This window comes from Streptomyces sp. RPA4-2 (genome assembly GCF_012273515.2).
Lineage (GTDB): Bacteria > Actinomycetota > Actinomycetes > Streptomycetales > Streptomycetaceae > Streptomyces > Streptomyces kaempferi.
This window is the reverse complement of sequence record NZ_CP050975.2, coordinates 4,685,695-4,711,011: the sequence shown is the minus strand read 5'-3', so window position 1 is coordinate 4,711,011 and position 25,317 is coordinate 4,685,695. Positions and strand designations below refer to the sequence as shown.

General features: G+C 69.2%; 24 protein-coding genes and 1 riboswitch. Of the genes, 12 read left to right on the top strand and 12 right to left on the bottom strand.

What is annotated here, in order from left to right; translation table 11 throughout:
• The first annotated feature begins 256 nt into the window (after positions 1-256).
• A complete protein-coding gene (gene dnaB / locus HEP85_RS20530; RefSeq protein WP_168529027.1) occupies positions 257-1,732 on the top strand; it encodes a replicative DNA helicase in 1,476 nt (491 codons plus the stop codon).
• Between the two features lie 90 nt (positions 1,733-1,822).
• The gene (locus tag HEP85_RS20525) at positions 1,823-3,208 is read left to right on the top strand and encodes a serine hydrolase (RefSeq protein WP_168529026.1); all 1,386 of its coding nucleotides are present in this window, start codon (positions 1,823-1,825) and stop codon (positions 3,206-3,208) included.
• A gap of 90 nt (positions 3,209-3,298) precedes the next feature.
• Here HEP85_RS20525 and HEP85_RS20520 read toward each other — a convergent pair whose 3' ends face one another.
• Positions 3,299-3,751, bottom strand: coding sequence for a GNAT family N-acetyltransferase (locus tag HEP85_RS20520; protein WP_168529025.1), 453 nt, complete (start codon positions 3,749-3,751; stop codon positions 3,299-3,301).
• Positions 3,752-3,793: 42 nt separating this feature from the next.
• Positions 3,794-4,252 (bottom strand): MarR family winged helix-turn-helix transcriptional regulator, encoded by a 459-nt coding sequence (locus tag HEP85_RS20515; RefSeq protein WP_168529024.1) that lies wholly within the window; start codon positions 4,250-4,252, stop codon positions 3,794-3,796.
• Between the two features lie 142 nt (positions 4,253-4,394).
• Here HEP85_RS20515 and HEP85_RS20510 point away from each other — a divergent pair, with 142 nt between their 5' ends.
• Both HEP85_RS20510 and HEP85_RS20505 read left to right on the top strand, forming a co-directional pair.
• On the top strand, positions 4,395-5,603 hold the full coding sequence (locus HEP85_RS20510) for an MFS transporter (protein ID WP_168529023.1): 1,209 nt from the start codon (positions 4,395-4,397) through the stop codon (positions 5,601-5,603).
• Between the two features lie 114 nt (positions 5,604-5,717).
• The gene (locus HEP85_RS20505) at positions 5,718-6,143 is read left to right on the top strand and encodes a heme-binding protein (RefSeq protein ID WP_168529022.1); all 426 of its coding nucleotides are present in this window, start codon (positions 5,718-5,720) and stop codon (positions 6,141-6,143) included.
• Between the two features lie 88 nt (positions 6,144-6,231).
• Here HEP85_RS20505 and HEP85_RS20500 read toward each other — a convergent pair whose 3' ends face one another.
• The gene (locus HEP85_RS20500; RefSeq protein WP_168529021.1) at positions 6,232-7,098 is read right to left on the bottom strand and encodes a GNAT family N-acetyltransferase; all 867 of its coding nucleotides are present in this window, start codon (positions 7,096-7,098) and stop codon (positions 6,232-6,234) included.
• Between the two features lie 153 nt (positions 7,099-7,251).
• On the opposite strand from HEP85_RS20500, the gene HEP85_RS20495 reads away from it, so the two are divergent.
• Together HEP85_RS20495 and HEP85_RS20490 are read left to right on the top strand one after the other, a co-directional pair.
• Entirely contained in the window at positions 7,252-7,884 is a 633-nt protein-coding gene (locus HEP85_RS20495) for an HAD family phosphatase (RefSeq protein ID WP_168529020.1), read from the top strand.
• A gap of 394 nt (positions 7,885-8,278) precedes the next feature.
• Entirely contained in the window at positions 8,279-9,880 is a 1,602-nt protein-coding gene (locus HEP85_RS20490) for a globin domain-containing protein (RefSeq protein ID WP_168529019.1), read from the top strand.
• Between the two features lie 52 nt (positions 9,881-9,932).
• On the opposite strand, the gene HEP85_RS20485 is transcribed toward HEP85_RS20490, so the two are convergent.
• The 5 genes from HEP85_RS20485 to HEP85_RS20465 all read right to left on the bottom strand — a co-directional run bounded on the left by HEP85_RS20485 (position 9,933) and on the right by HEP85_RS20465 (position 13,711).
• Positions 9,933-10,415, bottom strand: a complete 483-nt coding sequence (locus HEP85_RS20485) for an NUDIX domain-containing protein (protein ID WP_168529018.1) — start codon at positions 10,413-10,415, stop codon at positions 9,933-9,935.
• Positions 10,416-10,529: 114 nt separating this feature from the next.
• Positions 10,530-11,435 (bottom strand): LysR family transcriptional regulator, encoded by a 906-nt coding sequence (locus tag HEP85_RS20480; protein ID WP_168529017.1) that lies wholly within the window; start codon positions 11,433-11,435, stop codon positions 10,530-10,532.
• Positions 11,436-11,684: 249 nt separating this feature from the next.
• Entirely contained in the window at positions 11,685-12,830 is a 1,146-nt protein-coding gene (locus HEP85_RS20475) for a cystathionine gamma-lyase (RefSeq protein WP_168529016.1), read from the bottom strand.
• Positions 12,827-13,318 carry a low molecular weight protein-tyrosine-phosphatase gene (locus HEP85_RS20470; RefSeq protein WP_168529015.1) on the bottom strand — a complete coding sequence of 164 codons (492 nt, stop codon included), beginning with the start codon at positions 13,316-13,318 and terminating at the stop codon, positions 12,827-12,829. The genes HEP85_RS20475 and HEP85_RS20470 overlap by 4 nt, the downstream gene beginning before the upstream one ends.
• 9 nt (positions 13,319-13,327) lie before the next feature.
• Positions 13,328-13,711, bottom strand: coding sequence for a phage holin family protein (locus HEP85_RS20465; protein ID WP_168529014.1), 384 nt, complete (start codon positions 13,709-13,711; stop codon positions 13,328-13,330).
• 78 nt (positions 13,712-13,789) lie between these two features.
• Here HEP85_RS20465 and HEP85_RS20460 point away from each other — a divergent pair, with 78 nt between their 5' ends.
• The 4 genes from HEP85_RS20460 to HEP85_RS20445 all read left to right on the top strand — a co-directional run bounded on the left by HEP85_RS20460 (position 13,790) and on the right by HEP85_RS20445 (position 16,163).
• A complete protein-coding gene (locus HEP85_RS20460) occupies positions 13,790-14,107 on the top strand; it encodes a cupin domain-containing protein (RefSeq protein ID WP_168533833.1) in 318 nt (105 codons plus the stop codon).
• Positions 14,108-14,273: 166 nt separating this feature from the next.
• Positions 14,274-14,486, top strand: a complete 213-nt coding sequence (locus HEP85_RS20455; RefSeq protein WP_148009254.1) for a DUF5326 family protein — start codon at positions 14,274-14,276, stop codon at positions 14,484-14,486.
• A 341-nt stretch (positions 14,487-14,827) separates the two neighbouring features.
• A complete protein-coding gene (locus HEP85_RS20450) occupies positions 14,828-15,625 on the top strand; it encodes an IclR family transcriptional regulator (protein WP_282189910.1) in 798 nt (265 codons plus the stop codon).
• Positions 15,626-15,725: 100 nt separating this feature from the next.
• A complete protein-coding gene (locus HEP85_RS20445; RefSeq protein WP_168529012.1) occupies positions 15,726-16,163 on the top strand; it encodes an SsgA family sporulation/cell division regulator in 438 nt (145 codons plus the stop codon).
• Between the two features lie 83 nt (positions 16,164-16,246).
• Here HEP85_RS20445 and HEP85_RS20440 read toward each other — a convergent pair whose 3' ends face one another.
• The gene (locus HEP85_RS20440) at positions 16,247-17,833 is read right to left on the bottom strand and encodes a YibE/F family protein (RefSeq protein ID WP_168529011.1); all 1,587 of its coding nucleotides are present in this window, start codon (positions 17,831-17,833) and stop codon (positions 16,247-16,249) included.
• A 71-nt stretch (positions 17,834-17,904) separates the two neighbouring features.
• Positions 17,905-18,061, top strand: a riboswitch (TPP riboswitch).
• On the opposite strand from HEP85_RS20440, the gene thiC reads away from it, so the two are divergent.
• A complete protein-coding gene (thiC, locus tag HEP85_RS20435; RefSeq protein ID WP_168529010.1) occupies positions 18,054-19,883 on the top strand; it encodes a phosphomethylpyrimidine synthase ThiC in 1,830 nt (609 codons plus the stop codon). (Overlaps the previous riboswitch by 8 nt.)
• 155 nt (positions 19,884-20,038) lie before the next feature.
• Positions 20,039-21,511: a VWA domain-containing protein gene (locus HEP85_RS20430; RefSeq protein ID WP_168529009.1), complete on the top strand. Its 1,473-nt coding sequence runs from the start codon at positions 20,039-20,041 to the stop codon at positions 21,509-21,511.
• Positions 21,512-21,626: 115 nt separating this feature from the next.
• On the opposite strand, the gene HEP85_RS20425 is transcribed toward HEP85_RS20430, so the two are convergent.
• The 3 genes from HEP85_RS20425 to HEP85_RS20415 all read right to left on the bottom strand — a co-directional run bounded on the left by HEP85_RS20425 (position 21,627) and on the right by HEP85_RS20415 (position 25,158).
• Complete coding sequence (locus tag HEP85_RS20425) at positions 21,627-22,496, bottom strand: hypothetical protein (protein ID WP_168529008.1); 870 nt, start codon at positions 22,494-22,496, stop codon at positions 21,627-21,629.
• A gap of 181 nt (positions 22,497-22,677) precedes the next feature.
• Complete coding sequence (locus tag HEP85_RS20420; RefSeq protein ID WP_329288990.1) at positions 22,678-23,760, bottom strand: metallophosphoesterase; 1,083 nt, start codon at positions 23,758-23,760, stop codon at positions 22,678-22,680.
• 285 nt (positions 23,761-24,045) lie between these two features.
• Complete coding sequence (locus tag HEP85_RS20415) at positions 24,046-25,158, bottom strand: LacI family DNA-binding transcriptional regulator (RefSeq protein ID WP_168529007.1); 1,113 nt, start codon at positions 25,156-25,158, stop codon at positions 24,046-24,048.
• Positions 25,159-25,317 lie beyond the last annotated feature (159 nt).

Sequence of the window (25,317 nt, the reverse complement as noted above, 5' to 3'; positions counted from 1 at the left end):
TCCACCGGGTCGTGCACAGGTTTCGTGGGGTTCTCCACAGCATCTGGGCCGTCGTCCACATGGCCTGTGGATAACCAGATTGGCTGACGGTGCCCGCGGGCCTAACGTGGTGCGGCGCGCGCTCTCTCCTCCGCCCTCGGAAACCTCGCAAAACCGACGGGTCAGAACCGGAGTTGGGCTCCTTATTTGTCAGTGCCGTGCCGTAGAAATATTGGGCACGGCTAGGTCCGCTCGGCGGACGGGAGGAGGTGGCTCGGTGAGTATTTCCGAGCCCTTGGACGACCCGTGGGCCGACAGCGGTCCCAGTGATCGTCTGCCCGCTTCCCGTCAGCGCCGCGACACCGGGCGCGCCCGTGACGAGCAGCACGACCGCGACCGGGACAACGGGCCGTGGGAGGGCGGAGGCTCGTCCTTCGAGCGCGTGCCGCCCCAGGATCTGGACGCCGAACAGTCCGTCCTCGGTGGCATGCTCCTGTCCAAGGATGCGATCGCCGATGTCGTCGAGGTCATCAAGGGCCACGACTTCTACCGGCCCGCACACGAGACGATCTACACGGCGATCCTCGACCTGTACGCCAAGGGCGAGCCGGCCGACCCGATCACCGTCGCGGCCGAGCTCACCAAGCGGGGCGAGATCACCAAGGTCGGCGGCGCGTCCTACCTTCACACCCTCGTCCAGACGGTCCCCACCGCGGCCAACGCGGAGTACTACGCGGAGATCGTCCACGAGCGCGCCGTGCTGCGCCGCCTGGTCGAGGCCGGCACGCGCATCACACAGATGGGATACGCGGCCGACGGTGACGTCGACGAGATCGTCAACAGCGCCCAGGCCGAGATCTACGCGGTCACCGAGCAGCGCACCACCGAGGACTATCTGCCGCTCGGCGACATCATGGAGGGCGCCCTCGACGAGATCGAGGCGATCGGTTCGCGGTCGGGGGAGATGACCGGTGTACCGACCGGCTTCACCGACCTCGACTCGCTCACCAACGGGCTGCATCCAGGCCAGATGATCATCATCGCGGCCCGTCCCGCCATGGGTAAGTCGACGCTCGCGCTGGACTTCGCACGGGCCTGCTCCATCAAGCACAACATGCCCAGCGTGATCTTCTCCCTCGAAATGGGGCGCAACGAGATCGCGATGCGTCTGCTCTCCGCCGAGGCGCGCGTGGCACTGCACCACATGCGGTCCGGCACGATGACCGACGAGGACTGGACCCGGCTCGCGCGCCGGATGCCGGACGTCTCGGCAGCGCCGCTCTACATCGACGACTCTCCGAACCTGTCGATGATGGAGATCCGTGCCAAGTGCCGCCGCCTCAAGCAGCGCAGCGACCTGAAGCTCGTCGTGATCGACTATCTGCAGCTGATGCAGTCGGGCGGCAAGCGGTCCGAGAGCCGGCAACAGGAGGTCTCCGACATGTCGCGAAACCTGAAGCTGCTGGCCAAGGAGCTGGAGCTGCCGGTGATCGCGCTGTCGCAGCTCAACCGTGGTCCCGAGCAGCGCACGGACAAGAAGCCCATGGTCTCCGACCTGCGTGAATCCGGCTCGATCGAGCAGGACGCGGACATGGTGATCCTGCTGCACCGCGAGGACGCGTACGAGAAGGAGTCACCGCGGGCGGGCGAGGCGGACATCATCGTCGGCAAGCACCGTAACGGCCCGACGGCCACGATCACGGTGGCCTTCCAGGGCCACTACTCCCGCTTCGTGGACATGGCACAGACCTGATCCGGTGCTCGGGGCGGCGGCGGAGGACATCTGCCGACGTCCGGGGAAATGGATTCGACGTGTGGCGGCGGTCCGGGTGGACTGGGGGGTATGACAACACCTCAGGAAGAGCTGCTTCCCGCCACACGCCGGGCTCTGTCGCACCGCATCGCCGTCGCTCAGGCCGACGGACGGGCACCGTCGCTGGTCGCCGCGGTGGTCCGGGGTGGGCGGACGGTGTGGCACGGATCGCGGACCTCGGTGGACGGGCACGGGCCGGACGAGAACGTGCAGTACCGGATCGGCTCGATCACCAAGACCTTCACCGCCGTGCTGGTGCTGCGGCTGCGCGACGAAGGGCTGCTGGATCTGGGCGACCCACTGGAGAAGCATCTGCCGGGAACGGGCGCGGGGGAGGCGACCATCGCCCAACTCCTCTCGCACACCGCAGGCCTGGCGGCCGAGACACCGGGCCCCTGGTGGGAACGTAGCCCCGCGTCCTTGCGGCCCGAGCTGTCCGATGTCCTCGGCGAGCAGCCCTTCCTCCATCCGGTCGGGCGGCTTCATCACTACTCGAACCCGGGCTACACCCTGCTCGGCGCTCTGGTCGAGGAAGTGCGCGGGGCTCCCTGGGAGGAGGTCCTGCGACGCGAGGTACTCGAACCCCTGGGCCTGCACCGCACGAGTGGGCTGCCGCAGGCACCTCACGCGGGCGGCTGGGCCGTTCACCCGTGGGCGGACGTCATGATGCCGGAGCCCGCGGAGGACCTCGGCCGGATGGCCCCCGCCGGGCAACTGTGGTCCACCACCGGCGACCTGGCGCGCTTCACGGTCTTCCTGGTGGAGGGGGACGACCGGGTGCTCAGCGCGGAGTCCCTCCGGGAGATGCGGACGCCCGCGGCTCCTCTGGACGCCGAGGAGCTGGCGTCGGGCGACGCATACGGCCTGGGACTGCAGGTGTTGCGCCGTTCGGGCCGGATTCTCGCGGGCCACTCGGGGTCCCTGCCCGGCTTCATGGCAGCCCTCGTCATCGGCGTAGGGGACGACGTGTCGGCCGTCGTCCTGACCAACTGCACCTCCGGCCCACAGCCGCTGACGGTGGCAGCCGATCTCGTACGCATCGTCGCCGAGGCCGAGCCGCGGATCCCCGAACCCTGGCGTCCGGCCCCTGAGATCCAGCCGTCCGTACTGGAGTTGGCGGGACCCTGGTACTGGGGTACTCAGGGCTGTGCACTGCGTCTCACCGCCCACGGCATGGTCGAGCTGGGCCCGCTGGCGGGTGCCGGCCGCCGTTCACGCTTCAGGCCGAACGACGACGGGACCTGGACGGGACTCGACGGCTACTACACGGGGGAGCTGCTGCGGGCCGTACGGCGCCCCGACGGGTCCCTGAGTCATCTGGACCTCGGGTCGTTCGTCTTCACGCGTCAGCCGTACGACCAGAGCGCTCCTGTGCCCGGTGGGGTGGACCCCGAGGGGTGGCACGGCATCGCATAGGCGGCGATGCGTTGAGAGGCGTCCTGTTTCACGTGAAACAGGACGCCTTGGCGTAGATGGGTCTCACCGGGCTGTTGCGGTCGGGCGTGCTCAGAGCGCCAGTTTGAAACCCACGTGCGAGGCGGTGAAGCCGAGCCGCTCATAGAAGCGGTGGGCGTCGGTGCGACTCGCGTCGGAGGTCAGCTCGACCAACCGGCAATCCTGGCGCCGGGATTCATCGACCGCCCACTCGATGATCTGGGTGCCGAGGCCGCTGCCGCGCTCGTCGGTACGCACCCGCACCCCTTCGATGAGGGCGCGGGTCGAGCCTCTGCGGGACAGTCCGGGAATGACGGTGAGTTGCAGGGTGCCGACGACCTGCCCGGAGCGAACGGCGACGACCAGGTGCTGGTTCGGGTCTCCGCTGAGCCGTTCGAGCGCGGCCAGATAGGGGGTCAGATCGTCCGGCGACTCCCGCTGGGCCCCGAGCGCATCGTCGGCGAGCATCGCGACGATGGCGGGAACGTCATCCGCGACGGCCGATCGGATCTCAAGATCTCCCATGGCCGCAGCCTATACAGCGGTGGGAACCCGTCTGCGCAGGGCCTATGCGGGCACGCTCGCCGACTCCACGACACGGACCAGTGGTGCCAGGGCGGGGTTCTCGGCCGCTTCGTCGAGTGCCTCGCGCAGGGCGGCGTCATTGGTGGGCCGTGCCTCGTCGAGCAGTGCGAGGCCCGCCTCGCTGACGTTCGTGTAGATGCCGCGACGGTCGGTCGGGCAGAGGTAGCGGGACAGCAGCCCGCGGTCCTCGAGCCGGGTGACGAGTCGGGTGGTGGCGCTCTGGCTGAGCACGACCGCGTCCGCGACCTGCTTCATCTGCAGATGACCGCCCTCGCCGTCGTGCTGTCGGCTGAGCACATCGAGCAGGGAGTACTCCCGCACGCTCAGGTCGTGCCCGGCCTGCAGGGCGCGTTCGATGTGGGCCTCGATCCTCCCGTGCAGCAGGGAGAGGGCGCACCACCCTTGTGCGAGAGCAGTGAGTGCGGGGTCCGTGGCAGTCATGGCGTGTTCCTCCGTCCCGGAGCGGCTGACACCAGGGTAGGGCACGGGCGCAATAGTCCGCTCTTGCATTTAACCCGCGTCTGCAACTATTGTGAACGCACGCAAAGCGCTCCTGCAATCGTCTGGGAAGGTGTACCCCACCATGCCTCTCGCGCTTCTGGCCCTCGCGATCGGGGCCTTCGGAATCGGAACCACCGAGTTCGTGATCATGGGTGTGCTGCCTGAGGTCGCCGGCGATTTCGGTGTCTCCATCCCCACCGCCGGGCTCCTGGTGACCGGCTACGCCCTGGGCGTCGTGATCGGCGCCCCGATCATGACCGTGCTCGGCACGAAGGTGTCCCGCAAGCGGATGCTGATGCTGCTGATGGGGCTCTTCGTCCTCGGGAACCTGCTCTCCGCCGTGGCGCCGGTCTTCGGACTGATGCTGGTGGGCCGGGTCGTGGCATCGCTCGCCCACGGAGCGTTCTTCGGCATCGGATCGGTCGTCGCCGCCGAGCTGGTCGCGCCCGAGAAGAAGGCCGGCGCGATCGCCATGATGTTCAGCGGCCTCACCATCGCCAATGTGGTGGGTGTCCCCCTGGGCACGCTGGTCGGACAGTCCGCGGGCTGGCGGGTCACCTTCGCGGGTGTGGCCGCACTCGGCGTGATCGGTCTGCTGGGTGTCGCCAAGCTGGTCCCCGAGATGCCAAAGCCCGAAGGCGTCCACCTCCGCCATGAACTCGCCGCCTTCAAGAACGTCCAGGTCCTGCTGGCCATGGCGATGACCGTGCTCGGCTTCGGCGGCGTCTTCGCGGCCATCACCTACATCGCGCCGATGATGACCCGTGTGACCGGTTTCGCCGACGGTTCCGTCACCTGGCTGCTGGTCCTCTTCGGCCTCGGCATGGTCGGCGGGAACCTCATCGGCGGCAGGTTCGCCGACCGGGCGCTGATGCCGATGCTGTACACGTCCCTCGGCGGCCTGGCCGTCGTCCTCGCACTGTTCACCGTGACGGCGCACAACAAGATCCTCGCGGCGGTCACGATCGCCCTGATCGGCGCGCTGGGGTTCGCGACCGTGCCACCGCTCCAGAAACGCGTCCTCGACCAGGCACACGGCGCCCCGACACTGGCCTCGGCCGTGAACATCGGCGCGTTCAACCTCGGCAACGCCCTCTCGGCCTGGCTCGGCGGGATCGTCATCGCAGGGGGCCTGGGCTACACGGCTCCCAACTGGGTCGGCGCCGCCCTGGCCGCGGGGGCTCTGGTCCTCGCGGTCCTCTCGGCCGCTCTGGAGCGCCGGACCGATGCCCCTGGGACCGTCGTCACCGAAGGCGTGTCCGCCGAGCAGCGGACCGCTGTCCACCACTGAGCCCACCGGCTCGCCCCCTCACCTGCCCGACCGTCAGACGCCCCCCGCGACGATCGACCCGGTCCCCCACGGCTTACCCCCGGCCGAGTACAGCCCCCAAGGAGAGAACCCTTCATGAGCACCACTGCCACCGCTGTCGCCCCGCTGAGCATCCAGGACGCCGAGGTTCTCCTCTCCGCGGCCCGCCAGGCAGCCGAGGCCTCGGGAGTCACGGTCAGCGTCACCGTCCTCGACGCGGGCGGTCATCTGCTCGCCTTCCGGCGAGACGACCGGGCCGTCCTGATCTCCGGCGAGACCAGCACCCGCAAGGCCTACACGGCCCTCCAGCTGGACTCCGCCACCGCCGACCTCGTCGACGCGGTCCAGCCCGGCGCCCCCTTCCACACGCTGCCCACCGCGCTCGACCGCCCGTTGCTGTTCATCGCGGGCGGTGTGCCGGTCCACCGTGACGGACGTCTGATCGGCGCCGTCGGTGTCGGCGGCGGAGCGCCGGAGCAGGACCACTCCTTCGCCGTCGCCGCCGTGGACGCTCTCGTCTGATCACACCCCTCCGCCGAAGTGCCGTGCCCAGCAGATGCCGGGGACGGCACTTCCGTGCCGGGGAGGCCTCACCGGGTCGGGCGGTCCTTCAGCCCGCCGCCACCGTCAGCGGGGCGAAGCGCCGCGTCCAGTCGCCGGGCAGCTCCGAGATCCCGTACGCCATCACGGCATTGAACCCGACGGGTTCCAGGCCGCACTCCTTCACCCAGGACAGCAACTCTTGGTGCCGTACGTCGATGTCCGTGCGCAGCCGACGGTCGGTGCGGGCGGCCAGCGAGGTGACGAGTGCCTTCGCGGTCTCCGTGTCGCGGGCGATCAGGGGACCCACGACATGGGTGTCCATGGTGGGCCAGGCGGCCGCGTAACCGATGATCCGGCCGTTCTCCTCGGCTACGCGCAGCTGGTCGGAGAAGGCGGGCAGCCGTGTGATCACATGCGTGCGGTCGAGGCCGAAGATCTCCGAGTCGAGCCGGAGGATCCCGGCGAGATCCTCGGCGCCGGCCGGTCGTGTGGAGATCTCTGGTTCCGGCCCGCGGGGGACGAAGTGTCCACTGACCATCTCGGCGCGACCCGTGACCTTGAAACCGAGTTCCTCATAGAGCGGCCGCCCATAAAGGGTCGCGTGCAGGGTCAGTGGGGTGAGGCCCATCTCGGCCACCACCTGCCGCATGAGCCGTCGGCCGACGCCTTGGCGGGCGTACCGCTTCGCCACCAGCACCATGCCGATCGCCCCGAGTTCGGGCCTCCCAGGCGTTCCGTACTCGGTCACGACGCACGCGGTGACGAGGCCGCCGTCCGGGGCGTCGATGCCGTATCCCTTCCCCGCTGTCAGAAGCAGACCCCACTTGTGTTCTTCGCGGGGCCACCCCCGGTCCTCGGACAGGTCGGCGCACGCGGTGAGATCGCGGAGCGTCAGACGACGGATGGGCAGAGCAAGGAGAGAAGGTGTCGACACGCAGGTCAGGCTGTCCGACACATACCCCTGGCGTCCACCTGTTTGCCCGGGGACGCATGCGCTTTTGGCCATGCGGTCCCTCTCGGTAGAGGGCGCGTACAGACGTTTCACGTGAAACAGCGAAGACCGCTCATGCCACTAGCCTCGGCTCGTATGGCACGCCTTCATCTCTTCGACCTCGACGGAACGCTGCTGTACGGGAGTTCCGCGCCTCTGGAGATCTCGCGGCAGATCGGTCTGGAGGCCGAGACCATCGTGATCGAGCAGGCAATCTCGGCAGGACGCATCGGCCCACCGGAATACGCCACGCAGGTGTACGCCTTGTGGGCGCAGCTCACGGACGCGCATGTGGCTGCGGCCTTCGAGCAAGCGCCCTGGCTGTCCGGCATCGAAGACGTCTGGGCCGAGATCAGGGACAACGGGGATTACTGCGCCGTCATCTCGCTCTCGCCCTCATTCTTCGTCGAGCGGCTGACGAGGTGGGGCGCGCACGCGGCATACGGCTCGCGGTTCCCGGCCCTCCCCTTCGCCGAGCCCGTTGATCTCGCCGGCATTCTCAGCGCCGCCGCGAAGGTGCAGATCGCGAACCGGCTCTGTGAAGAGTTCGGGGTGGAACGGGCCGACTGCGTCGCCTACGGGGACTCGCTCTCGGACAAGGACCTGTTCGAGACCGTGCCGGTGTCCGTGGCGATCAACGCGGACCGGCATCTGGCCGGCATCGCCACGCACTCCTACATGGGCCGGAGCCTGTGGGAGGCGTATGAATTGGTCCGACCGGCCCTGTAATCAAAGCAATTGATGGGCAGTCCCTCGTTCGATCACTTCGAAGGAAGAGTGGACTTGTCAGTGGGGCGACTGCCGGTATGGTCGACTCCGGTTCGCGTCACCGTGATGTGCGGGCAGGTCGTGGGGCGTGAACGCAGGCCAATGCAGCGTAACGGGACGGAGAGATCGAGACCCGAATTTTCCGTTATGCGGACGGGCGTTGACGCGGAGTGGGATGCTGCCGTGAGGGCGATGCGGTCAATGTCACACTCTCGCCTTACTTGTCCGCGCCGAGCGGAAGCCCGGATTGAATGTGGCCGCATGGGTCAGGGGACTGAACGGGGCAGGGGAGCAAGCCGTCTACGGGGGAAAGCAGGCATTTTCCGAACGCGGAAGTGCATAGACCGACCGAAAGATGTTCGAGGCGAGGCACAGTATGGACGCTCCGACCACCACGTCGGCCGACAACGGCACTTCCGGAGGAAATGGCGGGAGCGGCTGGTTCACGCCGCGCAAGGAACCGGCACCGTCGCCCGCCGACAGAGAGCGGGAGGCCGAAGGGACCAGCCGGCTGGCCGCGTTGCGCCCCGTGGGCCGCTCCACGGAGGCCGGGCCGGCCGAAGGAAGCCCCGTGAGGCATGGGCGTCCGGTGGGCGACGAGACGGGCGCGCAGACACGAATATCTGCTCTTGAGGACGCGGTGCCCACGGCCGCGCCCGAGGCCGTCCGAGACGCTGTTCCGCCCTTCCAGGCACCGCCCTTCCCGGCACCGGCGATCCAGGCACCGACGATGCCGGAACCGCGGACCACGCCGCCCTCGGTGCACCGGAACCCCGTCCCCTCGCAAGCGGGACCGATCCGTCCCGCGGTGCCCGCGGGACGGCCCGCCGCCGTCGCGAAACCGTCCCCCGACGCCGCGCTCATCCGTCGGACCATGGCCGAGGTCGGCCCCGTCGCCGACAAGGTCACCTCGTACTTCTACGCGCTGCTCTTCGTACGGCACCCGGATCTTCGGTCGCTGTTCCCCGCCGCGATGGACACCCAGCGGGACCGGCTGCTCAAGGCGCTGCTCACCGCCGCCGAGCACATCGACAACACCCCGGTTCTGGTCGACTATCTGCAGAACCTCGGTCGCGGTCACCGTAAGTACGGCACCCGGCCCGAGCACTATCCGGCCGTCGGCGAGTGCCTCATCGGCTCGCTCAGCCGGTTCGCCTCGGCGGTCTGGGACGCCGAGACCGAGGCGGCCTGGGTGCGCGCGTACACGACCATCTCCCAGGTCATGATCGACGCGGCGTCCTCGGACGAGCTGCGTGCCCCTGCGTGGTGGTACGCCGAGGTGGTCGCGCACGATCTCAGGACCCCTGACGTCGCCGTCATCACCGTCCGGCCCGACCAGCCGTATCCTTTCCTCGCCGGGCAGTACACGAGCCTGGAGACGCCGTGGTGGCCCCGGATCTGGCGCCACTACTCGTTCGCCTCCGCGTCCCGGTCCGACGGGCTGCTGTCCTTCCACGTGAAGGCGGTTCCGGCGGGGTGGGTGTCCAACGCCCTGGTGCACCGGGCCCGCCCCGGCGACATCATCCGTCTCGGGCCGCCGGCCGGATCGATGACCGTCGACCACAGCAGCGACAGCGGACTGCTCTGTCTGGGCGGAGGCACCGGCATCGCCCCCATCAAGGCACTGGTCGAGGATGTCGCCGAGCACGGGGAGCGGCGCCCGGTCGAGGTCTTCTACGGTGCCCGCACCGATCACGACCTGTATGACATCGACACGATGCTGCGGCTTCAGCAGAGCCACCCATGGCTCGCCGTCCGTCCGATCGTCGACCACCAGGCCCATCTCCACCTGCCCGACGCCGTGCGTGAGTACGGGCCGTGGAACGAGTACGACGCCTATCTCTCCGGGCCGCCCGGCATGATCCGCAGCGGGATGGACGTGCTGAGGGACGCCGGCATCCCGTCGGACCGCATCCGACACGACTCGGTCGAGGAACTCGTCGGGGCCGGGGACTGATCCAGGGCACACACTGCCGGGGTGAGCGCGAGAGCCGTACGACTGGAGGACGTCAGCCCAGGTCGGGTGCGTGCATCGCCCGTACGCCTTCGATGTTCCCGTCGAGATAGTGGCGCAGGGACAGCGGGACGAGGTGGACGGAGGCGATGCCGACCCGGGTGAAGGGCACCCGGACGATCTCGTACTCGCCGCAGGGCTCGTCCATCTCGGGGCCGTGCCGCAGGGCCGGATCCATGGATTCCAGGCGGCAGACGAAGAAGTGCTGCACTTTCACGCCGGTGGCACCGCCGTCATCGCCGATGTGCTCGACGGTATCGACGAAGCAGGGCACCACATCGGTGACCTTGGCGCCGAGTTCCTCGTGGACCTCGCGGTGAAGTGCGTCGACGACAGTCGTGTCCTCCGGTTCGACCCCGCCACCCGGTGTGAGCCAGTAGGGATCGACACCAGGCTTGGTGCGTTTGATCAGAATCAGGTCGTCGCCATCGAGCAGGACGGCACGGGCGGTGCGCTTGACCACGGGTCGGACGGTCATGGGAGGAATGTGGCCCGACAGGTTCCACGTGAAACATCGTGGAGCCCCGAGGACCCCAGGAGGGCTCTCGGAGAGGGCCTCCACGGGTACCTGGGGAGTTGCCCGGGACGGTCTTCAGGTCCAGTCCGCGGCGGCCTGCAGCAGCCATTCGTAAGCCCGCGCGATGTGCGGCATGGCCAGCGTGCCGGTGCGGACCACCAGAAAGTACGTACGCAGTGGAGGCACCACCGGGTCGAGGAGCGCCACGACGTCACCGCGCTCCAGGGCCTCGGCGCACAGATACCGAGGTAGCACCGCGAGTCCCGCGCCCGTGGCGGCGCAGGCGAGCACGGCGCGCAGGTCGGGGACGACCACGGTGCCCGAGGCGGCCGGACGGGAGTCGAAGACGGAGGCCCAGTAGCGGGCGACGAGCGGCAGTGACTCGTGGACCTCGACCACGGGGAAGTTGTCCAGGACCGGCGAGCCCTTACGGCGGAGCTTTCCGGGACCGATGCGGGCGGCCCAGCGCGGAGCCGCCACCAGAACGTGCTCCTCGTCGCAGAGCGGGGTCGCGGTGAGCAGGGCGCCGCGCGGACGGGCCGTGGTGATGGCCAGATCATGGTGTCCGGCGGCCAGCCCCTCCAACGTCTCCTCGGCGTTGCCGAACGAGGCGCGCAGCGCGAACCCCTGTCCGTCGTCACCCGTCAGCTCGGTCAGGGCGGGCAGCGCCCGCTCGGCGGTGAACTCCGGCGGCCCGGCGAGATGCAGGGTACGCAGCGACGAGTCCTCGTCGAGCCCGGCCTCGGCGATCTCCACCAGGGCGTCGAGATGCGGCGCGGCCTTGTGCGCGAGCTCGTCGCCGATCGTCGTGGGCGTCACCCCGCGGGCCTGACGCAGAAAGAGCGGCCTCCCCAACTGCCGCTCCAGGGTACGGATCTGCGAGGTGACGGCAGGCTGGGAGAGACCGAGCAGCGCGGCGGCGCGAGTGAAGGAACCGGCCCGGTGCACGGTCACGAACGTCCGCAGCAGGGCCAAATCCATGGTGCCCCTCCTCTCCCTGCACCCCCGACCGGGCCCCAACTATAAATAAGTCGATAGGTCTCTGTCGCTACTGTGATTGGACACTGACACAGAGTCAACTAGCCTTGTGCGCGCGGTTCTTAGCGCAAAGAACCGGGGCGGTCCGAGCCACGAGGGGGGAGGCTCGGACCGTCCGTCGTGCGAAGCGAGGTGCCGAGCGGACGGTCGGACGCCAGGGCGCAGCCTACTCACCGACCGCTCAGCAAGAGGTCACTCCGCGGACTCGTCGAGCGCGCGGAGGATGTCCGCCACCAGGTCCTCCGGGTCCTCGGCGCCGGCCGAGAGGCGGATGAAGCCCTCCGGCACCGCGTCGCCGCCCCATCGGCCGCGCCGCTCGGCGGTGGACCGCACCCCTCCGAAGCTCGTCGCGTCGTCCACCAGACGCAGCGCATCGAGGAACCGGTCGGCACGCGCGCGCGTGGACAGCGTGAAGGAGACCACACAGCCGAAGCGCCGCATCTGCTGCGAGGCGATCTTGTGCGAGGGGTCGTCGGGCAGACCCGGATAGCGCAGTCCCGTGACGTCGGGCCTGCCCCGCAGTGCCTCGGCGATGACCAGCGCGTTGGCGTTTTGCCGGTCGGCGCGCAACTGGAGCGTGGCCAGCGAGCGGTGGGCCAGCCAGGCCTCCATGGGACCGGGGATCGCCCCGACGATCTTCCGCCAGCGCCGCACGGGCGCCATCGGACCGGCGTCGAGCGCGGTGACGTACCCCAGGAGGATGTCGCCGTGCCCGGTGAGCATCTTGGTCCCGCTGGCCACCGAGAAGTCGGCTCCCAGCTCCAGCGGGCGCTGCCCGAGCGGAGTGGCCAGGGTGTTGTCGACGGCGACGAGGGTGCCCTGAGCATGGGCCGCCTCGACGAGCCGCCGTACGTCGCACACGTCGAGCCCCGGATTCGAGGGGGTCTCGATCCACAGCAGCTTCGCGCCGTCGAGGACGTCGAGCTGCGCGTCACCGGCGGTCGGCGCGGTGCGCACCTCGATGCCGTACGCGGTGAGCTGCTCGCGCACCAGTGGCAGCACCTGGTAGCCGTCGTCGGGCAGGACCACCACGTCCCCGGCCCGCAGTTGCGAGAAGAGCACCGCCGAGATGGCGGCCATCCCGGAGGGGAAGGCGAGCGTGGTCACGCCCTCCCGCCCCGGTGCTTCCAGTTCGCCGATGGCACGCTCCAGAAGCGTCCAGGTCGGGTTCTCGTCACGGCCATAGGTGTACGGACCGGTCGGATCGCCCGGCAGATGGAAGTGCGCGGCGAATACCGGCCCGGGCAGGGTCGGCTCGTGTTTGACGGGTTCGGGCAGCCCCGCCCGTACCGCGCGTGTGCCGTCACCGCTTCCCGTGACGAAATCCCCTGACGTCATGCCGCCCGTCCCTCCAGTTCCTGCTGAACAGCGGCGAGCAGTCCATGGCTCGCCGCCTCCACCATCTCAAGACACTCCTCGAAATCGTCCAGACGTCCGTAATACGGATCGGGGACGTCCGGATCGTCGCCCGCCGCGGGGTCGTACGACCGCAGCAGACGGACCTTGTCCGCGTCCTCGGGGGTGGGCGCGAGACGGCGCAGGTCCCGCAGGTGGCCGGAGTCGAGGGCGATGACGAGGTCGAGCCGGGAGAACCACGCGGCGCGGAACCGGCGGGCCGTGTGGTCACTCCCGTAGCCGCCCGCCTCCAGCACGGCGACGGTGCGGGAGTCCGCGCCGTCGCCCTCGTGCCAGCCGCCCGTGCCCGCGCTGTCGACCTCGACCACACCGTCGAGTCCGGCCTCCTCTATGCGAGCACGAAAGACGGACTCGGCCATGGGGGAGCGGCAGATGTTGCCGGTGCAGACGAAGCAGACGCGATAGGACATAGGGCTCTCTCAGTCGTTGTCGCCGTCGGGGAGGACCACATTGAGCGCCCAGGACACCACCGAGATGATCAGGCCGCCCAGGACGGCCGTCCAGAAGCCCTCGACGTGGAAGCTCAGGTTCAGCTTGTCGGCGAGCCACGAGGTGAGCAGCAGCATCAGGGCGTTGACCACGAGCGTGATCAGGCCGAGTGTGAGAATGAACAGCGGGAAGGTCAGGACCTTCACCAGCGGCTTGACCAGGAAGTTCACCAGTCCGAAGACCAGTGCGACGAGCAACAGCGTGCCGACCTTCTTGCCGGTGCTGTCTCCTGTCAGGGTGATCTTGTCGAGTACCCATACGGCCACGGCCAGGGCCCCGGCGTTGGCGATCGTCTTGACTACGAAATTCTTCATGTGTCTGATCGTGGCAGAAGAGATCGACTGGTGAGCAGGGCTGTGGACAGCCCGCGGAGCACGGGAGCGGACGAGGCGATGAAGGCATTCCGGCTGGACGAACTGGAGGCGGAGCGCGCCGCCAACGACGGCGCTTATCTGCAGTTCCTGCGCGAGCGGAACATGTCGGTCGGCCTGTACGCCCTCGACGCGGGTGAGCGCGATTCCCAGCAGCCCCACCAGCAGGACGAGGTGTACTTCGTGGTGAGCGGCCGGGCCGCGATCACGGTCGGCCTGGAGACCACGCAGGTGGCGCGCGGCAGCGTCGTCTACGTCCCCGCGGACGTCGCCCACAAGTTCCACCACATCACCGAGGACCTGCGGGTGCTGGTGGTGTTCTCTCCGCCGGAGAGCTGACCCCGGTCTCAGGGTTCCCTAGGGGAACGGTCAGGGGAGGACAAGGGGTGCGAGACGCCCGCAGTCCCCCTCCTGGGCCCTAGCATCGAACACAGGACAGTCGGAGAACCCGGAATCGGAGTCCCGGACTTGGGACGACGGGCGAAGAGAGGCAAGGACAAGGGCAATGCGAGAGATCTTCAACGGGATGCCGTGGTGGGTGAAGTGGATCGCGGTGCCGGTCATCGCCCTGGTCGTCTTCGGCACGGTGATAGTCAGCGTGCTCACCGTGGTGATCGGCCTGCTCTTCAAGGCGCTGGTCTTCGTCGCGCTCGTCGGCGGCCTGATCTACGTGGTGCGGAAGTTCACGTCGAGTTCGTCCTCCCGCGGCGACTGGTGACGCACAACCGGGTGAGTCGCGGGTAACGGGCAGGTGGGCAAAGGGAACCTCAGGTTCCCTCGCCCGAGGGAAGTTTTCCGGCGGGGCCGTCTGCGAGCGGTGGCAGGCGGTTAAAGTCCGGAATTCGACGCGGGGCCGACTCCCCGCGGGCAGCGCACAGCCCCCTCCCGTGTCCCCCCGCACGGGCGGTTCCCCTCGCGCTTCGGGAGTGCCCCTTGGCCACGGTTGACACCGCACCCACAGAATCACTCACTCCACCCCTCCAGCGGTCCAGTGCCTCCGCCGCGTCCTACGTCCCGCCGGCCCAGCCGCGTTCCTCACCCGCGGAGATCTGTGCCCCTCTGCCGGCCGCGCGCACCGATCGGCTGGAGACCCCGCCCCCGGAACCTCACCCGACAACCCTGATCGGCTCCGTGCAACGGGCGATGCGGCTCTTGGAGGCCGTCGCCGCGCGCGAGCACGGGGCCCCCGCGAAACAGCTCGCCCGGGAGGCGGGGCTCGCGTTGCCCACGGCCTACCACCTCCTGCGCACCCTGGTTCACGAGGGCTACCTGTGCCGGGATAAGGGCCTGTTCTTCCTCGGCGAGGCCGCCGAGCGGCTGAGCAGCAGCGGAGCCCAGCAGAAACGTCGCAGCACGGTGAGCGACGCGCTCGCCCGGTGGCGCGACGCGATCGGTGCGCCCGTGTACTACGCGGTCTACCGCGACGGTGAGATCGAGGTCATGTGCGTCGCGGACACCCCCGGGAATCCGGCGGTGGAGGAGTGGGCCGACTTCAGGGAGACCGGGCACGCCCACGCGATCGGCAAGTGTCTGCTGTCGCAGCTCGACGAGAGGGCTCGCCGGGATCACCTCGACCGCTATCCCGTGCAGTCGCTCACCCCGTACACGGTGCGCGACAACGCCGGCCTGCTGCGGCGTCTGGATCGGACGGGACGGATGGATCCCGTCACCGAGCGGCAGGAGTACGCGCTGGGCACGGTGTGTGCCGCACTGCCCATCACCGCGGGGGCAACCGCCGCGACCATGGCCATTTCCCTCCCTGTCCACCAGGCCGATCGACTGCTACCGGCGGCACGACAATTGCAAGGTGAGATCGGCAGACTACTGGGGACACTCGCGATCTCTATCAGCATCTGAAAACTCACTCCTTGTGATCTCTTGTGTACGTTGAGCAAGATTCCAGCAGTGTCAGGGGGACGATTCCTGGCCAGTCGACGGCAAAACGACGGGGTAGGCGATGCGCGAGTCGGTACAGGCAGAGGTCATGATGAGCTTCCTCGTGTCGGAGGAGCTGTCCTTCCGCATCCCGGTGGAACTGCGCTACGAGACCTGTGATCCGTACGCCGTGCGGCTGACCTTCCATTTGCCCGGAGACGCGCCCGTGACCTGGGCGTTCGGGCGGGAGCTGCTGATCGACGGCGTGGGCCGGCCGTGCGGCGACGGCGATGTGCACATCGCGCCCGCCGATCCGGACGCGTTCGGCGAGGTACTGATCCGGCTTCAGGTGGGCGGCGACCACGCTCTGTTCCGGTCCGGCGCGGCGCCGCTGGTGGCCTTCCTCGATCGCACCGACAAGCTCGTACCGCTGGGGCAGGAGCGCTCCCTCGCGGATTTCGACACCCATCTCGACGAGGCGCTGGACCGCATCCTGGCGGAGGAGCAGAGCGCGGGCTGAACGTTCCCGCGCCTTCGCGGAGGAACGCTTCCGCACTCTGTGGAGGAACGCTTCTGCACACCCGGGGCGGGCGCGCGGTGGCTTCAGTGCTTGCGGCGACGGCCCTTGCCGCCCCGGACCGGTCCCCGGGCCCCCACGGGCTCCCGTACGGGCGCCACGGGCCCTGTGGCCGTCGTGGAGAGGCCCGGAGTCCCGGTGCGGTCCGCGGAGACCACCAGGGCCGCCAGCGCGGTGGTGACCGGGACCGAGGCGACCAGGCCGATCGAGCCGACCAGGGTGCGCACGATCTCCTCGGCGACCAGTTCACTGTTGGCGACCGCGCCGACGCTGCTCTGCGCGATCGAGAAGAGCAACAGCAGCGGCAGCGCGGCTCCCGCGTACGCCAGGACGAGCGTGTTGACGACCGACGCGATGTGGTCGCGGCCGATCCGGATGCCCGCTCGGTACAGGCCGCGCCGGCCCATGGTGGGATTGGCCTCGTGCAGCTCCCAGACCGCCGAGGTCTGCGTCACCGTCACATCGTCGAGCACACCGAGCGAACCGATGATCACGCCCGCGAGCAGCAGACCACTCATGTCGATGGAGGGATACAGGCCGTGGATCAGACCGGTGTTGTCGTCGGTGTTGCCGGTCAGGGCGGCCCAGCCGATGAACACCGAGCCGAGCACACCGATCAGGATCAGCGAGAGCAGTGTGCCGAGCACGGCCACCGAGGTACGGGCCGACAGGCCGTGGCACATGTAGAGCGCGATCAGCATGATGGCGCTCGCCCCGACCACCGCCACGACCAACGGATTCGCCCCCTCCAGGATGGCGGGCAGGATGAAGAACGTCAGGATGAGGAAACTGACGGCCAACGCGATCAGCGCCATGAGCCCACGCATCCGGCCGACCACCACGACGGCCAGTGCGAAGATCCCGGCGAGGAGCGCCATCGGGAACTTCCGGTTCACGTCGGTGACCGAGTACTGCAGATCCTTGGGCGCCGAGGGCTCGTACGCGACCACGACCTTCTCGCCCTGGTGCAACTGCCGTGACTGGTCGGGCTGGACGATCTCCGTGAACGTGCGCCCCTTGTCCTTACCGGTGTCCACCCGGATCGTCGCCTTCTTGCACTCGCCCGTCGCCTGCCGCTGGGCGGAGGAACCCTCGGCGGTGGAGGTGTCGCCGGTCGGGGTGTCCCCCGAGGCGTTCACCGCCTTGCAGTCCACCTGGACGACCTGGGTGACCGTGGCCTGCTGGCTCTGCCGGTCGAAGCCGACACCCGTGCGTTCGTGTGACGGGGCGCCGCCGGGCCAGAGCACCACGAGACCCACAACGACCGCCGCGGCGAAGGGAATCAGCACGGCCGCGATGACCTTGCGCAGATGCTTGGAGACGGGCGCGGCGGGGCCATGACTGTGGCTGTGCGAGTGCCCCGGCGCGGGAAGGGTGTCCGGTCCGTGCCCGCGCCCCTCCCCCGGTCCGTGCCCGCCGCCCGATCCGTGCCCGCCGCCCAGTCCGTGCCCGGCACCGGGTCCGTGCCCGTTGCCACCATCCGGCCCGTGGGCGTGCCCGCGGCCGTTTCCGGAGCCCTGTCCGTGCCCGTGCCCCTGCCCATGGCCGTCGCCGGGACCGGAGCCGCGCCGCGGCTCGGACGGCGGGAACGGGGGCTGCTGCATCGTGGTCACCGACCGATCATCGCAAGAACGGCGAGGGCCCTCTGTTCACCGCGCCAGACATGACGCTAGCGTGGAAGCACCTTTGCACACGCGGGAGCTCGGAGCACCGGGCTGAGAGGGCGCTGACCTCTGTCTCAGCGATGTTTCACATGAAACATCGGCGGACGGAAGCCGCTGCGTCGACCGCTGAACCTGTTACCGGGTAATGCCGGCGTAGGGAGTAGGTCTCATGACCAACAAGGACGTACGCACGCCTGCCTCCAGCCAGACGGACGAGCCGTCGGCCGCGTCCCTGGGCGAAGAGCTCAGGGGGACCGGGCAGTCCATCGGGTGGCACAAGGCATACGTCGGGGGTTCGCGCCCCGACCTGCGGGTGCCGGTCCGTCAGGTGCACCTCACCAACGGGCAGTCCGTCACGCTGTACGACACCTCCGGCCCGTACACCGATCCGACCGTCGACACGGACGTACGCAGGGGACTCGCTCCGTTGCGTGAGCACTGGATCGTCGCGAGGGGCGACACCGAGGAGTACGCGGGCCGTCCGGTCCGCCCCGAGGACGACGGGATCAAGCACACCTCGCCGCGCGGGGGCCTCCGCAACCTCGACGCGGTCTTCCCGGGCCGGCCGCGTCAGCCGCGTCGGGGCCGCCCCGGAGAGGCGGTCACCCAGCTCGGGTACGCCCGCCGCGGCGAGATCACCCCCGAGATGGAGTTCGTCGCGGTCCGCGAGAACGTCGACCCCGAGGTCGTCCGCGAGGAGATCGCCGCCGGCCGCGCGGTGCTGCCCGCGAACGTCAACCACCCGGAGATCGAGCCGATGATCATCGGCAAGCGGTTCCTGGTGAAGGTCAACGCCAACATCGGCAACTCCGCGGTGACCTCCTCGATCGAGGAGGAGGTCGAGAAGATGACCTGGGCGACCCGCTGGGGCGCCGACACGGTCATGGACCTGTCCACCGGCCGCAACATCCACACCACGCGGGAATGGGTCCTGCGCAACTCCCCCGTTCCCATCGGCACGGTGCCCCTCTACCAGGCACTGGAGAAGGTCGACGGCCGCGCCGAGGAGCTGACCTGGGAGATCTACAAGGACACGGTCATCGAACAGGCCGAGCAGGGTGTGGACTACATGACGGTCCACGCGGGCGTGCGGCTGCCGTACGTACCGCTCACCGCGAACCGCAAGACCGGCATCGTCTCGCGCGGCGGTTCGATCATGGCGGCCTGGTGCCTGGCACACCACAGGGAGTCGTTCCTCTACGAGAACTTCGAGGAACTCTGCGAGATCCTCGCCGCCTACGACGTCACGTACTCGCTCGGCGACGGGCTACGGCCCGGTTCGATCGCGGACGCCAACGATGCCGCGCAGTTCGCCGAGTTGAGGACGCTCGGGGAACTCAACACGATCGCGAAGCGTTTCCAGGTACAGACGATGATCGAAGGCCCGGGACATGTCCCGATGCACAAGATCAAGGAGAACATCGACCTTCAGCAGGAGATCTGCGATGAAGCTCCGTTCTATACGCTCGGCCCGCTGACCACGGACGTCGCGCCGGCGTACGACCACATCACCTCCGGCATCGGTGCCGCGATGATCGCCTGGTGGGGCACGGCCATGCTCTGCTACGTCACGCCCAAGGAGCACCTGGGCCTGCCCAACCGTGACGACGTCAAGACCGGCGTCATTACCTACAAGATCGCCGCCCACGCGGCCGACCTCGCCAAGGGACACCCAGGCGCGCAGGAATGGGACGACGCGCTGTCCGACGCCCGCTTCGAATTCCGCTGGGAGGACCAGTTCAACCTGGCCCTCGACCCCGACACGGCACGTGAGTTCCACGACGAGACACTGCCGGCCGAGCCCGCCAAGACAGCGCATTTCTGCTCCATGTGCGGCCCGAAGTTCTGCAGCATGAAGATCAGCCAGAGCATCGCGGAGCAGTTCGGTGGTTCCGCGGCCGAGGGGGCTTCGCCCGAGGAGATCGCCGAGGGGATGCTCCAGAAGTCGAAGGAGTTCGCGGCGAGCGGGAACCGGGTGTACCTGCCGTTGGCGGACTGACGCACCGACGCTCCGGAGAAGTGGTGCTCAGGGTCCGGCGCACCCTGAGCACCGCTTCCCGAAAGGCCGCGGAGGAATCGGCACCACCCGTCGGGCCGGCATGTCACGGGAGTTCCCCCCTGCGGACGGCCGGGTTCCGTCGGCAGACTGAGCCCATGACATCGACATCCATGAGCAAGGGCGCCAACCTTCCGGTGGCCGTCGGGGCCGTACGGGCCGTGCTCGGCTGGACGGGGGGTCCCGGCGCGCCGGACGCGGACGCCTCGGCCCTGCTGCTCGGTGCGGACGGTCGGGTCCGGGACGACGGGGACTTCGTCTTCTACAACCAGCCACGGCACGCCTCCGGTGCCGTACGCCACCTGGGGAAGCGGCGGGACGCCGGTGCCACGACCGACACGGTCGAGGTGGACCTGCGCTCGCTGGAACCGGAGATCGAGCGGGTCGTGCTGGGCGCCTCGGCCGACGGCGGCACCTTCGGTCAGCTGTCCGGGCTGACACTGCGGCTGCTCGACGCCGGGACGCGGCGGGAGTTCGCGCGCTTCGAGATGGAGGCCACGACGGAGACGGCGTTCATCGGCGGCGAGTTGTACCGGCGCGGCGGAGAGTGGAAGTTCCGGGCGATCGGACAGGGGTACGCGTCCGGACTCGCGGGTCTGGCCACCGACTTCGGCATCAGCGTGGACGAGGAGCCCGGCCTCCCCGCCTCGGCGCCGGGGACGCCGCCCGTGGGTGTGCCCGCCGCCGCGCCTGCCCCGCCGACCCCTCAGGCTCCTCCGGCACCCCGGACTCCCCCAGTACCCCCAGTACCCCCAGTACCTCCGGCACCTCCGGCACCACAGGTACCCCCGGCCTCCGCGTCGCGTTCGAGCAAGGGGGAGGAGCGGCTGCCCGTGGACATGCGCAAGCGGCTCTCCCTGCGCAAGGAGCAGGTGGCGGTCAGCCTGCGCAAGCACGGAGCGGAGGGTGTCACGGCGCGTGTGGTGCTGATCCTGGACGCGTCCGGGTCCATGTCCTTCCTCTACGCGAAGGGCGTCGTGGCCGATGTGGTGGAGCGGATGGCCGCCGTGGCCGCGCAGTTGGACGACGACGGCGCGATGCAGGCGTGGACGTTCGCCTCCCACGCGGCCCGGCTGCCGGATCTGACCCTCGGCGAGTTGCCCGAGTGGCTCAAGCTCCACGTCCGGGTCGGTGAGCTGAGCCTTTTCCGACGGAGCAAGAAGCCGCGGAAGGGGCTGCTGGCCGGGCAGGTGGACATGCGGACGGTCGGCATCCAGAACGAGGAGCAGAAGGCGATCGCCGAAGTGCGTACGTATGTCAGGGAGCATCCGGCCGCCGATCCCACCCTGGTGCTGTTCTTCTCCGACGGTGGCGTCTATCGCAACAACGAGATCGAGCGGGAACTGCGGGAAGCGGTGGACGAGCCGATCTTCTGGCAGTTCGTGGGCCTGGGCCGGTCCAACTACGGCGTGCTGGAGCGGTTCGACACCCTGCCGGGCCGACGCGTCGACAATGTCGGCTTCTTCGCCGTGGACGACATCGGCGGCCTTCCGGACCCGGAGCTGTACGACCGGCTGCTCTCCGAGTTTCCCTCCTGGATCACGGCGGCCCGGCGGGAGGGCATCCTCTGATCCCGCCGGCCGCCCCGGTGGCCCGTACGCGGGCATGCCGGGCACCGATCGGGGCCCGCGCTTCGGCAGCGCGGGCCCGGTTCCTCCTGCCACCCCCGGTGTCGGCCCGCCGGGGTCACTCCGGCTGGTGCTCGGGCCCCCCGAAGTCAGGGCTCGTGAAGTCCGGGCTGGAGAAGCTCGGCCGGGGGCCCGCCGCGGGCCCACCGTCGGGGCTGCTGAACCCCGGCCGGTTGTAACCGAGATGCGGCATGCGGCCGGTGGTGGGCGTCGGTGACGGACGGTCGAGTGCCGCCGCGCCGGGATCGGCGAGGGCGTGCCGGAGGAACGGCATGATGCCGCGCTCCAGCAGGGCATCCCGCCAGGCTTCCCTGGCCCGGTCCACCTCCTCGTCGAGCTCGCCGTGCGCTCCTGCCTGGAGTGAGGACGAGCCGTTGCGCAGTGCGGTCAGCAGCAGCCCGACCGCGGCGACCAATATCGCGGCCGCCGTGACCGCGCCGAAGACCCACCCGGTGGTCAGGAGAGTCTGTGCGAACGTCTGTTCGGGATCGAGTACCTTCAGCAGGTAGCCGACGAGCAGGAAGATCACCGCGGCTGTTCCGGCGAGAACGGGAGCGAGCACCGCGATGACCGCGATGGCACCGGCTCCGGCGGTCTCGGTGACCTCTCCCATGGTGGTGGCGAGCCCCACCGCGGCGACGCCCGGCTCCGTGGAGCCGATCTCCTCGCTGACGGCTGGGGTGGACGGCGCCGGATGGCGCAGTTCCTCGCGGACCTTCACGTAGTGCGCGTACTCGGTCGTCGCGGCCGCCGTGATGAGTGCGGTGGCGTTGAGCGCCATGGTGCGCAGTTGCTCGGGGTTGAGCCGCCGGCCGACAGCGGCGAGTTCCGGGCGGTACGGGGCGGAGCGCAGCGCCTCATCGAGGATCCGCTCGTATTCCTGGCGGTCCTCACTCAGCAGGTGCTGCGGAACGCTGTTCATCTGCATCCCCCGATGCTCCGTAGGGCTGATGGCTCGCACGCTGACGAGCCGTTGGGCAGAAACGGAGGGGAGCCTGCTACGGATAAGCCGATGGTAGAGCGGTGACGGCACGCCGTGACAGGGGGTTTCAAGAAATTGCCCCCTGGCCGGCGTGGTCCTTTGTGGCGGACGCCTGCCCGGTGAGCGCTCAGCTACCCAGGGGCAGCTGCTGGACCAGCAGCTTTCCGGCCATGGTCACGCCGCCGTCCATCGCGATGGCCAGTCCGTCGGCGTAAAGATGGGGTTCTTCGACCACGGGGCTCGGGCTGTTCTCGCCCTCCTCCGAGCCGACCTCGCCCAGCAGGTACGGAATGGGGCTGTGCCCATGGACGATCCGGGTGCCGCCGTAGGTGTCCAGCAGGGAGAGCACGGCTTCGGCGCCGCCGTCGTCGCGGAAGGCGAAGCGCCTGGTCAACTTGCGGAAGAGGTCCCAGCACTCGTCGGCGTCGTTGCGGGTGAGGGTTTCGCGGATGGTGTCGTTGACCGCTTCGATGGAGTCGCCGTAGTCGAGATAGGCGGTGGTGTCGGAGTGCATCAGGAGGTGCCCGTCGACCTCCTCCATGGCGTCGAGGCGGGCCATCCACTGCAGGTGATGGTCCTGGAGCCGGTCCATGTCGGTCTTCTGGCCGCCGTTGAGCAGCCAGGCGGCCTGGAAGGTGGCCGTGCCCGCGCCGGAGTTCACCGGCGTGTCGCCGAATCGCTTGGCGCCGAGCAGCAGCAGCTCGTGGTTGCCCATCAGCGCCTTGCAGTAGCCGCCGACCGCCGCTGCCTCGGCGGACAGCCGCATCACGAGGTCGATCACACCGATGCCGTCCGGGCCGCGGTCGGTGAAGTCGCCGAGGAACCACAGGCGGGCGGTCCCGGCGGACCAGTTGCCCGCGGCGTCGACGAGGTCCTGCTCCTGGAGCGCGGCGATCAGCTGGTCGATATAGCCGTGCACATCGCCGACGACGTACAGCGGCCCCGGGCCCTCGGCCGGCTGCGGAGCCGGGCCGGCCTCGGGGCCGACGGCGGCCTGAACCGTGTCACCCCGGTTGATGATGGGCAGGTCGCGCTGTGTCGGCGTGTAGCCGTCGGGTTCCTCGGCGAGTCCGTCGACCGCGCCGAGGGGCTCGCCCGGAGGCGTGCTCGGCACGTACGGACCGGTCTCGTGGACGTACGCGGGCACCCGGAAGTCGCGCAACGTCTCCGTCCGCAGCACCTCGGGTCCCTGACCGGCCCCCTGAGTCATCGACCCCTCCACCACCATCGCGCCGCATCTGCACCGGATCGGACTGCCTGGTCGCAGCGGCCCGCGGTGTCGTGGGCCCATCATAGGAATGCGGATCGCGCCATGTGATGACCCAGGGGTGGTGAATCGGAGCACGAGCCCTGTTCGCCACGGTTTTCGCCCGAATTGGGCAGGGCTTTCGCAGGTGGACGCCCCGTGGCGCGTCCACCGGGCGTCAACCCCGGCGGACGCCGGGTTACCCCCGCGTGCCGACGCCGGACTCGACTTCTCGCGCCGGCGCCGGGCTCACCCCTGTTCGGGCGACCGGGGTGGGCTGACCGTCGTGCGGGGCGACCGCCGCTCGGAGGACGTCCGCACGATCAGTTCCGTCGGTATCACCTGCTCGACCGGTTGGTCCGAGTCGACCCCTTCGATGGCGTCGATGAGGAGCTGGACCACGGCGGTGCCGATCCGGCGCGGTTTGAGCGAGAGCGTGGTGATGGGCGGTTCGGTGCTGGCGTAGACGGTGGACTCGCTGCAGCAGACCAGCAGCAGGTCGTCCGGTACACGCAGGCCGTAGCGCCGGGCCGCGGCCAGCAGGTCGGTGCCGTTCGGGTCGAAGAGGCCGTAGACGGCGTCGGGCCGGTCGGGACGGGCCAGTAAGCGGTCCGCCGCGACGGCGCCCGCACACGGGTCGTGGGCGGGGTAGGCCTCGTACACCGGATCCTGTCCGACCCGCTCGCACCAGCGCAGATAGGCGGTGGTGGAGAGGTGGGTGTAGGTGTCCGTGGAGGTGCCGGTCAGGAGGCCGATCCGGCGGGCGCCGGCGTCCGCGAGATGGTCGAGGATGCCGAGGACCGCGGCCTCGTGGTCGTTGTCCACCCAGGCGGTGACCGGGAGCGTGCCCGCCGGGCGGCCGTCGGAGACGACCGGTAGGCCCTGGCGGACGAGCTCACTGACGACCGGGTCCTGGTCGGAGGGGTCGATGACCACGGTTCCGTCCAGGGCGACGTTCGACCACACGTCGTGGCGGGAGGTCGCCGGGAGGATGACCAGGGCGTAGCCCCGGGCGAGTGCGGCCGAGGTGGCGGCTCTGGCCATCTCCGCGAAGTACGCGAACTCTGTGAAGGTGAAAGGTTCATCCCCGTATGTCGTCACCGTCAGGCCGATGAGGCCTGACTTTCCGGTACGGAGGGTTCGGGCCGCGGCCGATGGGCGATATCCCAGTCGGTCGGCGACTTCGCGGACGTGGCGTCGGGTGGCGTCCGGGAGCCGGCCCTTGCCGTTGAGGGCATCGGACACGGTCGTGATCGAGACCCCTGCGGCCGCGGCCACGTCTCTGATACCCGCCCGGCCCGGTCGACCGCCTCGGCGGGTGGTGTCCGCCCGGCTCACCTGGTGCTTCCCTGCTGCTGTCATGGCGAGCCGATAGTAGGGCTCATGCGGTGGGGTAGTGCGGACGCATATGCACGCGTTGACAGGCACGTTTCTGCATGATCAAAACAGCTCAAGTGCCTTGGAAACAAAGGAAGTTGAACGATACAATGGCGGTACGTGACTTGTCGGCGCGCATGGGCC